Below are 13,266 nucleotides of genomic sequence, written 5' to 3'. Positions count from 1 at the left end.
GGATGCAGGCCGGCCGGATCGTGGCGGTGCGGTACCAGGGACGCCGTGGCTCGGGCTATCTCGTGGCACCGCGGCTGGTGCTGACCTCCGCGCACGTCACTCCGCCGATCGACGGGCACGTGACCGTGGCGGCCGTCGCCGCGCAGCCCGAATGCCGAGGAGTGGTGGTGTGGCGTGGCACGGCGGGCGGGCGTGACGACGCGGCACTGATCCGGGTGGACGCCACAGCCTGGTCCTCCCCGGCCGGATCGCCGCCGCGGTGGGGACGGGTGGTCACCGACCGGCCCGGCATCGCCTGTACGGCGTGGGGGTTCCCCGCCTGGGTGCAGCGGCCGGGCCGTCCCGCGGAGACCGCGCAGCCGGCCGGGACGCTGAATCCGGGGGACCGTTACGTGGCCGATCGATACGTGATGAGCCTGGCCACGGTGCCGCCCGCACCCACGGACGCCGCCGAGTCGCCGTGGTCCGGTCTGTCCGGGGCGGCGATGTTCTGCGGCCGCCTGCTGACGGGTGTGATCACCGCGGACCTGGCGGGCGGCCGCCATGCGCACCTGGAGGCCGTACCGATGTACGTGCTGCACCAGGACCGGGACTTCCGCCGGGTGCTCGCCGACCACGGCCGAGCGGACTTCGACCTGGAACCGGCTGAGATGTACCACCTCGCCGACCTGGAACCGCCAGTGGGCGAGTCGCCGACGGCGTTGTTGCGAGCCCGTGCGCATGTGGCGGACTTTCGCGGCCGAGAGCGGCTCATGGGCCGATTACTCGACTGGAGCCGGCAGGCCGGGACCGCCGCATGGCTCTTGCACGGTCGTGGAGGCCAGGGCAAGACGCGCGTCGCGCATGAACTCGGCCGGCGCCTGGCCGACCGGCGTTGGGTCACGCTGTGGCTGCGTCACGACGTCCCCGCCGAGAGCTTCGACGTGCTGGGCGACGTCGCCGTCCCGCTCCTGCTGATCATCGACTACGCCGAAACCCGCAGCGAACAACTCACAGCGGCCATACGCGCCCTGGCGCAGCACCGTGGCGACGTACCGGTACGCATGCTGTTGCTCGCCCGCGGCGCCGGACCGTGGTGGGACAACCTCGGCCGCGAATTCGAGCACCTCACGCTCGGCGCTCTCGCCGAGGAACTGACCGAGGTGGACGAGAGCCCGGCCGGCCGGGCCGACGCCTACCGGCAGGCCGTCTCCGACTACGCCCGTGCCCTGGCCACCATGCCGGACTACCGGACCTATGATTGGCGGCCTGTCGCCGATCGGCTCTCCGCCGCCGACCAGGAGCATTCTGGGCCTGTCACAGCGCTGACGCTGCATGTCAACGCCCTGGCCGACCTGCTCGACAAGTGCAAACCGCCCGCCGAGCCCGCTACCACCGCCATCGAGACCGTGGAGGAGGATCGGCTGCTGCGCCATGAACGCCACTACTGGTCCCGGTCCGCACGGGAACTGCGTCCGCCACTCAGCGGGACCGATCTGGAGGACGTGCTGGCCATCGCGCTGTTGTTCGGTGCCGACGATGAGGCCACCGCCGACCTGCTTCTGCGGCATGTACCCGCGCTGAGAGGGCGGTCCGGCGATCCGCGCGACATACGGAACTGGGTCAGGGCGCTGTATCCCCCCTCCGACGGCCGCGCCTGGGGCGGCCTGGAACCTGACCGACTGGCGGAGAGGTTCATAGGCGGCCACCTGCTCATAACCCCTGACCTGCTCGGCGACGAACTGCTCACTGCGGCGACCCCGCGGCAGATCGGCCACCTGTTCACCGTCTGCGCTCGCGTCGCCCACCACCCTTCCTTCGGCGGACGCCTCGACGGCTATCTCACCGACCTGGTGCTCCGTCACTCACAGCTGCTGCACCCCGGTGTCCTGAGTCACGTGGACCCTTACATCATGGCCGACGCGCTGCGTTCGATACCGGACGAAGATGCCCGCAGGCTTTTCGGCATCCTCCGGACTCAATCGGGCGCACTCCACGCCATGGCCCCCGAGGAGCGGCTCAGCCAGATGGAGCTGACGGCCCACCAGAACGGTGACCACCGGCTCGCCGCCCGCTTCGCGGAGGCGTCTCCACGCCGGAGACCGCGGACGCGATGGACGTTCTGGCACACTCCCGACATGAGTCAGCGGGTGCTCACGGACTCGGCGCCCATCAGCGCCCTCGCCATGGCGCACGTGGAGGGCTCATTGGTACTGCTGGCCGGTGACGAGAAGGGCCAGGTGCTGGCGATCAGCGCGGAGGGGCGCCCGCGGCCGCGTTCGCTGCACCGCCATGGCCGGCGGGTGGAATATCTGCGAGCCGTCCAGCTGGCCGGCGAAACGCACGTCGTCAGCATTGACCCCACGGGAGGTGTCCGCGTGACGGCGCTCAGCGGCGCTGGGCCATCTCGTGCGGTTCAGTTGCCCCCTTCCGCGTACTTCGTCTGGCAGGAGATGCGAATCCTGTCGTTCGTCGCGCCGACTGAAGACGGGGCGGTCCTGGTCGCCGCCTGGGGCCAGGAGGTGTGGGTGACGCGGCTCGACGCCGACTCGGATCTCCCGGCTCCCCGGTTGCTCGTACGGCATCCCGGTCGCGTCACGGCCATGGCCCATGCCATCGCGGACGGACACATCATGGTGCTGAGCGGTTGCGAGACCGGCACGGTGTACCGCTCGGACATACCGGCGACGCAGGACCGCCCGGGACCGCCGCACACTCCCCCACCCCGGTTGCTGCTGGACGACGACAAGGACGATGACACCGATCAAGTGCGCGCCTATGCCGCCCAATTGGGCAGACCTCTCACCGACCATGAACGCCATGCGTGCCTGAGGCGGCGCATCGTGGCCGTGGCGATCAGCGTCCACCCGGAGGTGCGCACGGTCGCGGCGGACCTTGCGGGTCACATCTTCGTGCTCGCCGACGACCGATGCGGTCCAAGGGCGCGGCCGTCGCTCACCGCCGACGATGGGGTCAGTGATCTCACCTTGACCGTGATCGGGGAGCGGCCGGCACTTCTGTACGTGTCCGGGGAGGGTGTCCTCCGCACCGTGTACCTGGACCGGGACACCGACCTGGACGTATCCGACGTCCATTCCCTCGGTCATGGCGACTGGGAGCTTGCCGCCGTGCAGAAGCTGGACGGCGACGCGTCGGCGATCTGCGTCAGCTGGTCAGGAAATGACATCCGGCTCGTGCCGATCGAGGCTCCAGCGGACCATGTCTTGCGACCGGCGCGCCACGAGGCGCAGCTGACGGCCCTGGCCCACGTCGTGTCCGACGGTCAGGTCGTCCTGGCCAGCGCTCACACACGGACCCATGCCGCCAGTGTGCTGGTGCACCGCCTGGGCGGCACGTCTCGGTCGCCGGGCATGTCGATGTACCGGCACGTATGGAGCATGATGCTCGGTCAGACCGGTGACGGTATCGCAGTGCTGCTGCTGCGCTACCAACCCGAGAGCGATCCCCGGGGAGCAGTCATGATGACCGCTTGGCGGCTGCGGGGATCCCCCCAGCCCGAGGACTTCATCGAGGGCATCGACTACCACTGGGATCGCTTCGCCTCGAGCATCAGACCACTGACCCGCCGGGCGCTGCGGAAGCTGCCGCACACCGTGCGCGCGCACCACGATGTGCGTCTCACCCTGGCAGGCGTGAACTGCTTCATGTGGGAGGGAGGCCGGGAGTTCGAGATCACCGTGGAGGAGCACAACCTGTACCTGACCCGGCTCGACGGTCCTCCCAGGCCGCCGGCCGTGCTGTACTCGCATGACGAACCGATCAGCCGTTTCCTCATGTTGCGCCTCCATTCGAGGAACGTCCTGCTGGTGACCGGCTCCAGCGGACGGTTGGTCAGCGTGCTGCGGCAAGATGACAGCTCCCCCCGGGTGGTCCTCGCGCATGACCGCGGCACACCCCACAGCGTGCGCCTGGCGGAGTTGGACGGCGAGGTGCTGGCCATCAGCGCCGATGATCAGACCGGTGCGATATGGGTCGGCTGGGTGAGCACCCGCCGACCGCCGTTGATGATCGGCCGTTTCGACGAGCGGGTGACGGACATGCTGCTCGTGCGTGGCCAGTCCGGCGCCGGCGTGGTCGTGGGCGGCCGCGAGGGACGTCTGAGCCTCTTCGGCATCGCCGAAGCCGACCCTCCCCGCCCCTTCACCGTCATGCTCGGAGCACCGGTCTCAGGTCTCATGCAGCACGACACGACCCTGCTCATCGGGACCGGAGCCGGTGTGGTCGCCATGGAGTTGCCCGGCTTGCCGCCATACCGGCCGGCGTCCAGCGCCGAGGATGCGCCGGGCGACCTGCCCACCGAGTGGACCAGCGTGCTCGACGACCATCCGTTGCCGCCCGCCGGTGAGGAAGACCGAGCACCACGGGCCGCTCTCTCTTGGCTGCCGTGGGTGGCGGCCGCCGCCTGTCTCGCCCTGGCCTGTCTTGCCACGGGCATCACCTGGCTGATGCCCGCGGGGTCGTACGCGGCATACGTAATGTGGTCGGACGTGTTCACCCCGTACCGCCTGCGAGACGTCTGGCTCCGGCACTGGACGGTCCTCGGGGCTCTCCTGACCGCTGCCTGTGCCCTGAACACCGATTGGGAGCCGCTCATCCGCGCCGCGATCGCGGCGCCGACCGCCGTGGTCGTGATCGGCATGCTCTCCGTCGAGACGCACGCACCGCAGGGTCACCCGCTAGTCCGGCGAGGCTCGCCGCTGGCGTGGGGAAACGCCATGGTGAACGCATTCCGCTTCCCCCGCCTGCATTCGACGGAAGCACAGGACCGCCCTTGGCTCGGTGGCTTCCTCGCCTCGCTCCTCGCCGCGCTCGGCTGGGACGTGTTGTGCACCGGAGCGCTGTTGCCGGTCCTCAGTGGCATCATCGGGCTGCTGATATCGCGTGTGTTCCTCGGCCACCTCCCCATGCTGCACCGGCGCGGAGTACTTCTCCTCGGTGCCGTCATGGGCGTCCTGGTCCCCCTGCCTGTGGTGTCGGCGGTCGCCGCGCTGCTCCACCTGGCGTGAGCGACACGAACGGCCTCAGGTGAGGGCGCGCTCGCCGGCGGGGATGGTGAAGGTGGCGGCGGTGCGGGCCGGGGCGCCCTTGCGGCTGATGTAGTCGAGGGTGCGGAAGTCGGCCCTGAGCTCCTGCGGCGTGGCCTGGCACATGATGTAGCCGCGGCGCTCGTTGACGAACCTCAGGTGCGGGTTCTCCTCCAGCAGCGCGGCGTCCCTGGCGGCGTCGTGGTAGCCGTCGCCGTCGCTGGAGATGGAGGTGGCGACCAGTTCGACGCCGACCCGCTCGGAGTCGGGATCGTCGAAGTCGGCCAGCAGGTCGGAGGCCGAGGCCACGTGGGCGTCGCCGGTGAGCACGACCGGGTTGCCGGTCGCGGCGCCCGTCAGGGTGCGCAGCAGGCGGTCGCGCTCGGCGGGGTAGCCGTCCCAGGCGTCCACGTTGAGCTCGCGGCCGGGGCCGAGGTGGTAGTCGCGCTGGCCGACGATGACCTGCTGGGCGATGAGGTTCCAGGCGGCCGGGGCCGAGCGCAGCCCGCCGGCCAGCCACTTCATCTGCTCGTCCCCGAGCATGACCCGCTCCTGGCCGAGGCGCTCGTCGCAACCGGAGCGCATGCCGTCGTCGCAGGGCTGGTCGTCGCGGAACTGGCGGCTGTCGAGCAGGTGGAAGGTCGCCAGGGAACCCCACGCCACCGTACGGTTGATCTTGATGCGCGGCCCGCGCGCCACCGCGGACCTGCGCAGCGGCATGTTCTCGTAGTACGCCTGGAATCCGGCCGCCTTGCGGGTGGCGAAGTCCGGGACGAGCGTGCCGGGGTTGTCGCCGGCCCAGTTGTTCTCCACCTCGTGGTCGTCGAAGATCACCAGCCACGGGCTGTTGAGGTGGGCCAGCCGCAGGTCCGGGTCGGTCTTGTACTGCGCGTGCCGAAGCCGGTAGTCGGCCAGGGTCTGCAGCTTGCCTCCGGCGTGCTCGCGCACGTTGCCCTGCGCGGCGGTGTAGATGCCGCCGGAGTACTCGTAGATGTAGTCGCCGAGGTGGACGACCAGGTCGGGGTGCTGCTCGGCCATCCGCCGGTAGGCGGTGTAGTAGCCGTGCTCGTACTGGGCGCAGGAGACGGCCGCGAAGGTGAAGGACGTCTCCGCGGTGCCGGGGGCCGGCGCGGTGAGGGTGCGCCCGGCCTCCGACAGGTGACCGCCGGAGCGGAAGCGGTAAAAGTACTCGCGGCCCGGCTGCAGTCCCTGCAACTCGACGTGCACCGAATGGGCCGAGCCGGGGCGGGCGGTCGCCGTCCCCGTGCGCACCACCTGGCGGAAGCGCTCGTCGGCGGCGACCTGCCAGCCGACCTCGACGTCGCGGGACGGCATGCCGCCGTGCCCGTCGGGGGCGAGGGGCTCGGGGGCGAGGCGGGTCCACAGCACGAACCCGTCGGCCGCCGGGTCGCCGGAGGCGATGCCCAGGGTGAACGGGTCCCGTGCGGCGCGGCCGGCGGGCGCCGCGCTCGCGGCGACGGCGGACGCGGATGACAGCAGGCCACCGGCTCCCGCGGCGGTGGCGGCGATCAGGAACGCTCTGCGTGACGGCTTGTGGTCCACGCCGCAAGTGCAGACGGCTCGGCTGACCTGCAGGCGAGTGCCGGATGTCGCCCGCGTGAACACCTTCGGGCCAGGTGGGCGGATTACCCACCGTGATTGAACACCCGCCGACGACCAGGCGACCGGTTCCGGCATTCCAGGCGAAGTCTCCGGGTTCGCCCCCGAATCGGGCGAGGGGGGAGGCCCGGCGGATCAGGTCACTTTGCGTCTGCTCCACAGGGCGCTGGCGATCAGGACGCCGATGACGGCGAGGATGATCTGCAGGATCAGTTCGATCCAGTCGATGCCTCGGGTGTTGGCGACTCCCAGGCCGCCGGCGATCGCGGTGCCGATGAGGGCCGCGATGATGCCGATGACGATGGTCAGCCAGATCGGGATGTTCTGCCGTCCGGGGATGAGAAGCCGCGCGAGCGCGCCTATCACCAGGCCGACGACGATGGCGCTGATTATGCCGCCTACATGCATCTTCACCCTCCGTTATTCGGTTGTCACACTTATTCCCGTATACGGAACCTCCGATACGTCGGCGCAGGTCAGGGCATGGAACAGCGGCGTGTTACGGACATGTGGGTCAGGACCCGCTGAGGGCCACCTTGAGGTCGGCGCGCAGCGTCTCGGCGTCGTGGAAGTGGATGGCCGTCATGCCGGCGGACTCGGCCCCGTTGACGTTCACCAGCCGGTCGTCCACGAAGACCACGTCTTCAGGACGGACCCCGAGCGCCACGGCCACCCTCAGGTAGATCTCGGCGTCCGGCTTCACCAGACCCATGTGGCCGCTGTAGAAGCGGGCGTCCATGGAAGCGATCCAGGGCAGCCGCTCGACGCCCTCGGCCAGGCACGCGGGGGCGTTGGACAGCAGCGCCACCGGCCGCCCGGACGCGCGGAACTCCTCCAGCAGCGCGACGGCGTCCTGGTTGGCGTGGGTCCAGCTCTGGACGTCCAGCTCCACCAGCCGCTCGACCTCGGCGTCGCGCGCGCGGCGGTCCAGCACCTCCGACCAGTAGGCGCCCGGCGTCAGGGTGCCCCGGTCGAACTCCAGCCGGTGCTCCCAGTAGCCGCGCCAGAACAGGTCGGCGTCGACGCCCGCCGTCCGCACCATCCGCTCGCGGTCGGCCGCGGGCTGCGCGTGGCACAGCACTTCCCCGTAGTCGAAGAGCACCCACTTCATGATCGCGATCCTACCCAAATCAGGACGCGACGTAAGGGCGCACGTGCTCGTTGACCGCGCCGCAGGCCAGATAGTTGCGCACGGTGTGGAAGTCGGCCCAGTTTATGTTGACGGTCTCGTCGCTGGTGACCCCGTCGAAGAACTTCTTCAGCCGGCCCGGGATGGCGGCGATGTCGTCCTTGTCGGCGATGTTGACCCACCGGGTCACCCCGGCCGGGCGCCGGCCCCGCCCGGCCGACGGCAGCGGCTGCAGCCGTTCGAACACCACGTTGCGCATGGCCAGCGGGCTGCCGAGCGTGATGAACAGCTCCACCGACAGCTCGGGGTGGGCGCACAGCGCCTCGTAGGCGACCACGCTGCCCAGCGAGTGGGCGATGAGCACCTTGGGCCGGTTGCGGCGGACCGCGTCGGCCACGGCGTCGCGCGAGCGCACCCGGGCCGCGGCGTCCGCCCCGGCGAGGTAGGCGGCGACCTCGGGGCAGAAGTCCTCGGCGAAGTCCTTGGCCTTGGGCCCGAGCCGCATCAGCAGCCACTCGGCGAAGCGGTGGATCACTCCGGTGAGCGTCTCCCCCGCCCGCGTGCCGACCCCGCCCATCTGCTCCATCCACCCGGCGAGCACGAGCTGGGAGGCCGGGTCCATCTTGCGCAGGTCGCGCTTGGTCGCGGGCGGCGCCTCCTCGCGCAGCAGATGGGCGTAGTAGGCCACCTCGCCGACGTAGGACTGGCCCGCGTACGGCACGCCGCCGTGCAGCCCCTGGTGCAGGTAACGGTTCCACTTGGCCCGCATCGTCTCGGCCGCCCCCTGCGCCGAACCGGCCTCAAGGAAGTAGCGGTACTTGCCGATGCCGTGAACCCCCACGATGCCCGCCACCGGACGGCCTCCCCTGTCACGACGCACGGCCCGGCCGCGTCGTCCCTGGAAAGGGGCCCGATCGCGCCGGCCCCCGCGATCCCCCGCAGTACAGGGACACTGTGCTCCAGCCCTGCGATCTTCGCAAGCGACTCCCGCGACGCCACAACACACTGACCAACCGGAAAGCAGGCCACAAACCAGTTGATCCTCGGCAGGGGCCGGCGGCTACGCTGGGAGTATGCCCGGTCCCCTTCACGTCCGCGGCTCGGTCGTCATCCCCGAGGCCGAGCTCTCCTGGCGTTTCTCGCGTTCCTCGGGGCCCGGCGGGCAGGGCGTCAACACCACCGACAGCCGGGTCGAGCTGAGCTTCGACCTCGGAGCCACCGAAGCCTTGGCGCCGCCGCTCAAGGCGCGCGCGCTGGAACGGCTGGCCCCGCGCCTGGTGGACGGCGTCATCACCATCACGGCCTCGGAGTACCGCTCGCAGCTGCGCAACCGCGAGGCCGCGAGGGTGCGCCTGACCCACCTGCTGGAGCAGGCCGTCGCGCCCCCGCCCGCCAAGCGGCGGGCCACCAAGCCCTCGCGCGGCGCCGTCGAGCGGCGCATCACGGCCAAGAAGCACCGCTCCGACATCAAGCGCCTGCGCCGCACCGACGACCACTGATCCCCCCGGACGCGCCGGGGGTGCCGGTGGCTCCGTCAGAGCCGGCGGTCCTCCATCTCCCAGATGTGGTCGATGACGTGCCAGGCCATCCGCCGGGCCGCGTACCGGGCGGGCCAGCCGCCGGCCTCGCGGGACCAGCCGCCGGACGGCTCGGCCAGCACCGCGGCGATGTCCTCGCGCAGCGCGTCGCGCGCGGCGAGGTCGGCCATCGGAAACGGCTTGTGCCGCACGCCGATCTTGCGCGCGTAGGACCGTTCGGCCTCCACGACGTGCGCGACCATCTTGTCGCGGTCGCGCCCGCCGCCGCGCGGCCCCTTGCGCAGCTCCTCCGGCGAGGCCGCGGCGACCTCGTCGAACACCGACCAGGCGGCCCGCAGCAGCGCCGCGTCGCGCTCGGCCGTCGCGGCGTCGACCGGCCGGGCGTCGATCGCGGGGATGGCCTCGGGCGCGCCGAAGTCGGTCGTGGTGCCGCCGGGCGCCCGCTCGACGACGGTGAAGGCGTCAGGCTCGAACGGCAGCCCGGCCCGATCGGCGATCACCCGGTAGCGCGGTATGTACTCGGCCAGCGCCTCCAGGGCGGCCTCCTCGCCCTTGGCGACGCGGCACCACCCCGGCCAGTCGCAGGCACACGCGAAAACCCTTTTGGGGCCGATCTCAAGATAGACGTCGGTCATGCCGTCATCCTGCCCCCTGAGCCTGACAGGACATGGCAGTCATTCCGGCATTCCGGCGAACCCGGTGCGCCGCCATCGGGACGGCGCACCGGGAACGGAGTCAGTCGACCAGCTCGATCAGGTCGGCGACGGAGTTCACCACGCGCGAGGGGCGGAACGGGTAGCGGTCCACCTGGTCCTTGGCGGTCACGCCGGTGAGGACGAGGATGGTGTGCAGCCCGGCCTCCATGCCCGACACGATGTCGGTGTCCATCCGGTCGCCGATCATGGCGGTGCTCTCGCTGTGCCCGTCGATGGCGTTGATGGCGCTGCGCATCATCATCGGGTTCGGCTTGCCCACGAAGTACGGCTCGACGCCCGTCGCCTTGGTGATCATCGCGGCCACCGCCCCGCAGGCGGGCAGCGAGCCCTCGTTGGACGGGCCGACCGCGTCGGGGTTGGTGGCGATGAAGCGGGCGCCCGCGTCGATGAGCCGGATGGCCTTGGTGATCGCCGTGAAGCTGTAGGTGCGGGTCTCGCCGAGCACCACGTAGTCGGGCGCGGTGTCGGTGAGGATGTACCCGACCTCGTGCAGGGCCGTGGTCAGGCCCGCCTCGCCGATCACGTACGCCGTCCCGCCGGGCCGCTGGTCGGAAAGGAAGCGGGCCGTGGCCAGCGCGGAAGTCCAGATCGACTCGGCCGGCACCTCCAGCCCGGCGCCGCGCAGCCGCACCGACAGGTCGCGCGGGGTGTAGATGGAGTTGTTGGTCAGCACGAGGAACCGCTTGCCCGAGTCGCGCAGTTTGCGGATGAACTCGTCCGCCCCGGGCACGGGGCTCCCCTCATGGACGAGGACGCCGTCCATGTCCGACAGCCAGCATTCGATCGGCTTGCGCTCGTTCACCGTTCCCCCGCGTTCGGGCGTCTTCTGTGCGTACGCCCCCAGGATGACAGGTGCCGGCCCCTCCTTCACCTGACGGGCGCTGAACAGGTGGCGTCGCCCCCGGCCCGGGAGTCATGCGGACGCTTCGGGACCCCTACGAGGGCGTGTCGTGAGACGTGATTCAGGCGCCGGGGGCCAGGGCCTCCAGGGCCTCCTCGGCGCGGCGCATCGAGGCGGCCGGATCGGCCTCCGGGTCGCCGATCTCCGGGTCGAAGTTGAGGTCGTGGAAGAGCTCGGTGACCCCGGTGGCGGCCAGCGCGGCGACGTCCGCGCGGATCTCCTCCAGGGACCCGGTCAGGGGCGCGCGATCGTCCTGCCCCGCCTGGCGGACCCTGGTGACGCCGCGGCAGACGAACCGCAGCGCCTCGGGGTCGCGCCCGGCGGCCCGGGCCGCGTCCTTTACAATGTAGATCTGGTCATCGATCGCGGCCAGATCGGCTCGGCTGGAGCTGATCCACCCGTCGGCCAGCTCGCCCGCCCGCCGCAGCGCCACCTCGGCCGTGCCGCCGAGCAGCACCGGCACCGGCGAGGGCTTCGGATCCTGATGGGACGGCGCCACCTCGTAGAACTCCCCCTTGTGGGAGACGATGTCGTCCTGCCAGAAGCGCCGCAGCACCTGGAGGTACTCCACGGCGCGCCGCCCCCGGGCCCGCATCGGCACCCCCGAGGCGACGAACTCCTCGGGGAGCCAGCCCAGGCCGAGCCCGGCCTCCAGCCGCCCGCCCGACACCTGCTGCAGCGTGGCGAGCTGCTTGGCCAGCAGGGCGGGCGAGAAGAACGGCATGTTGAGCACGGCGACCCCGAGGCGCGCGCGCTCGGTGACCCCGGCGAGGTAAGCCAGGGTGATCAGGGGATCCTGGACGCTGCGGTACACCGACCCCATGGGGTGACCGACCGGGTAGAGCAGCCGCTGGAAGGTCCACAGCGAGTCGTAGCCGAGCTCCTCGGCGCGCCGCGCCACGCGGAGCATGTTGGCGGGCGTCGCCCACGAGCCCGAGACGGGCACTCCGAAACCGATCCTCATGGTCCCACCCTACGCAGCACGCCTCTACATTGGTCCGGTGACCGTGCGCGACGAGGATGGGCGAGCGACACCGGCGGGCGCGCAACGGGAGGACACGGCGCCCGGCGGCCGGGATGCCCCCGCGCGCGGCTTCGCCGGAGGGCGGGACACCACCGCGGACGCCCCGGACGCCGCCGCACCCGGCCTCGCTCAACGACAGGAGACCACCCCGAACGGACCGCACATCGGAACGCGCGGTTCGGCCGGAGAGCGGGAAACCGCGGTAGAGGGCCTGATCGAGGGGCTGGCGCGCCTGGCCCGGGCGCACGGCGGCGGGCCCGCGACGTCCGTGCTGAAGGACACCCGCGTGACGGTCGTCCGGGCCGGCGGCGTAGTGGCCAAAGCCCACCCGCCGGGCACCGACGAGCCGGCGCTGACAGCGCGCCTGCGGGCGGCGTCCACGCTGCCCGGGGTGCTGCTGCCGCCACTGTCGACCCGTCCCGAGCGCCTGGACGGGCGCCTGGTCACGCTGTGGCCGGCCGGCGAGCCGGTCGACCCGGCCGACCCCGAGGGCGCGCCGTGGGAGAGCGCCGCCGTGCTGCTCGCCCGGCTGCACGCCGCGCCGCCGGACGCGCCGGCCCTCCCCCCGGCCGGCGGCCCCGCCCGGCTCGCGCGCGCCGTCGCCCTGCTCGACGGCCTGGACGGCGCGCTCGCCGGCCCCGTGGCGACCGTCCTCGCGGCACACCGCAGCCTGCTCCCCCAGATCACGCCGAGCCCGGACAACCGGGGATCGGCCCCGGTGGGACTCGACCACGAGCGCGCACCGAACCCGGACGACCGGGGGCCGGCCCCGGTGGGACTCGACCACGAGCGCGCACCGAACCCGGACGACCGGGGGCCGGCCCCCGTGGGACTCGACCACAGGGGCGCGCCGGACCTGGACGGCACGGGGCCGGTCCCGGTACGACTCGACCACGAGGGCGCGCCGGACTTGGACGGCCGGAGATCGGCCTCTGGGAGGCTCGCGCACGGCGACTTCCATCTCGGGCAGGTCATCCGGTACCAGGGCGAGTGGCTGCTGATCGACGTGGACGACCTGGGCACCGGCGACCCGGCGTGGGACCTGGCCCGTCCCGCGGCCTGGTACGCGAGCGGCCTGCTGTCCCCCGGCCTGTGGGAGCGGTTCCTGTCGGCCTACCTCGGCGCGGCCGGGCCGGCCCTGCCTGCCGGTGATCCGTGGCGGGAACTCGACATGCCGGCCCGCGCGTTGACCGTCCAGTTGGCGGCCACAGCCGTGGCGGCGGCGGGCGCGGAGGGCCGTCCTCTGGACGAAGTGGAACAGGCCCTCGTCTCCTCCTGCGGGAGGATCGCGCGCGCCGCGGCCCCGCAGTAGGG

General features: G+C 71.6%; 10 protein-coding genes. 3 read left to right on the top strand and 7 right to left on the bottom strand.

Annotation, left to right across the window (positions count from 1 at the left end; all coding sequences use genetic code 11):
• Window positions 1–2 precede the first annotated feature (2 nt).
• Window positions 3–5,006: a hypothetical protein gene (locus ABZU32_RS19590; protein ID WP_354923974.1), complete on the top strand. Its 5,004-nt coding sequence runs from the start codon at window positions 3–5 to the stop codon at window positions 5,004–5,006.
• A gap of 15 nt (window positions 5,007–5,021) precedes the next feature.
• Here the strand turns inward: ABZU32_RS19590 and ABZU32_RS19585 are convergent, their stop codons facing one another.
• The 4 genes from ABZU32_RS19585 to ABZU32_RS19570 form a co-directional block, all read right to left on the bottom strand.
• Window positions 5,022–6,587 carry an alkaline phosphatase D family protein gene (locus tag ABZU32_RS19585; protein WP_354923972.1) on the bottom strand — a complete coding sequence of 522 codons (1,566 nt, stop codon included), beginning with the start codon at window positions 6,585–6,587 and terminating at the stop codon, window positions 5,022–5,024.
• A 192-nt stretch (window positions 6,588–6,779) separates the two neighbouring features.
• Entirely contained in the window at window positions 6,780–7,052 is a 273-nt protein-coding gene (locus ABZU32_RS19580; RefSeq protein WP_354923970.1) for a GlsB/YeaQ/YmgE family stress response membrane protein, read from the bottom strand.
• A gap of 106 nt (window positions 7,053–7,158) precedes the next feature.
• Window positions 7,159–7,755: an HAD family phosphatase gene (locus tag ABZU32_RS19575; RefSeq protein ID WP_354923968.1), complete on the bottom strand. Its 597-nt coding sequence runs from the start codon at window positions 7,753–7,755 to the stop codon at window positions 7,159–7,161.
• 19 nt (window positions 7,756–7,774) lie between these two features.
• Window positions 7,775–8,626, bottom strand: coding sequence for a hypothetical protein (locus ABZU32_RS19570; RefSeq protein ID WP_354923966.1), 852 nt, complete (start codon window positions 8,624–8,626; stop codon window positions 7,775–7,777).
• A gap of 220 nt (window positions 8,627–8,846) precedes the next feature.
• Between ABZU32_RS19570 and arfB the strand changes: the two genes are divergently transcribed.
• A complete protein-coding gene (gene arfB, locus ABZU32_RS19565; protein WP_354836275.1) occupies window positions 8,847–9,272 on the top strand; it encodes an alternative ribosome rescue aminoacyl-tRNA hydrolase ArfB in 426 nt (141 codons plus the stop codon).
• A 35-nt stretch (window positions 9,273–9,307) separates the two neighbouring features.
• On the opposite strand, the gene ABZU32_RS19560 is transcribed toward arfB, so the two are convergent.
• From ABZU32_RS19560 to ABZU32_RS19550, 3 genes are all read right to left on the bottom strand, one after another.
• A complete protein-coding gene (locus tag ABZU32_RS19560; protein ID WP_354923964.1) occupies window positions 9,308–9,946 on the bottom strand; it encodes a hypothetical protein in 639 nt (212 codons plus the stop codon).
• 100 nt (window positions 9,947–10,046) lie between these two features.
• Entirely contained in the window at window positions 10,047–10,829 is a 783-nt protein-coding gene (locus ABZU32_RS19555; protein WP_354836279.1) for an HAD-IIA family hydrolase, read from the bottom strand.
• A 160-nt stretch (window positions 10,830–10,989) separates the two neighbouring features.
• On the bottom strand, window positions 10,990–11,892 hold the full coding sequence (locus tag ABZU32_RS19550) for a TIGR03619 family F420-dependent LLM class oxidoreductase (RefSeq protein ID WP_354923962.1): 903 nt from the start codon (window positions 11,890–11,892) through the stop codon (window positions 10,990–10,992).
• A 37-nt stretch (window positions 11,893–11,929) separates the two neighbouring features.
• Between ABZU32_RS19550 and ABZU32_RS19545 the strand changes: the two genes are divergently transcribed.
• Window positions 11,930–13,264 carry a hypothetical protein gene (locus tag ABZU32_RS19545; protein WP_354923960.1) on the top strand — a complete coding sequence of 445 codons (1,335 nt, stop codon included), beginning with the start codon at window positions 11,930–11,932 and terminating at the stop codon, window positions 13,262–13,264.
• The last annotated feature ends 2 nt before the right edge of the window (window positions 13,265–13,266 follow it).

Source organism: Sphaerisporangium sp. NPDC005288 (assembly GCF_040607475.1).
Classification (GTDB): Bacteria; Actinomycetota; Actinomycetes; order Streptosporangiales; family Streptosporangiaceae; genus Sphaerisporangium; species Sphaerisporangium rhizosphaerae.
This window is presented reverse-complemented; position numbering and strand designations above follow the sequence as displayed.

What these genes read in the sequence shown, in the direction of transcription:
- ABZU32_RS19590 (WP_354923974.1), top strand. Translation starts at nt 3, where the DNA reads ATGCAGGCCGGCCGGATCGTGGCGGTGCGGTACCAGGGACGCCGTGGC.
- ABZU32_RS19580 (WP_354923970.1), bottom strand. Translation starts at nt 7,052, where the DNA reads ATGCATGTAGGCGGCATAATCAGCGCCATCGTCGTCGGCCTGGTGATA.
- ABZU32_RS19550 (WP_354923962.1), bottom strand. Translation starts at nt 11,892, where the DNA reads ATGAGGATCGGTTTCGGAGTGCCCGTCTCGGGCTCGTGGGCGACGCCC.
- ABZU32_RS19575 (WP_354923968.1), bottom strand. Translation starts at nt 7,755, where the DNA reads ATGAAGTGGGTGCTCTTCGACTACGGGGAAGTGCTGTGCCACGCGCAG.
- ABZU32_RS19560 (WP_354923964.1), bottom strand. Translation starts at nt 9,946, where the DNA reads ATGACCGACGTCTATCTTGAGATCGGCCCCAAAAGGGTTTTCGCGTGT.
- arfB (WP_354836275.1), top strand. Translation starts at nt 8,847, where the DNA reads ATGCCCGGTCCCCTTCACGTCCGCGGCTCGGTCGTCATCCCCGAGGCC.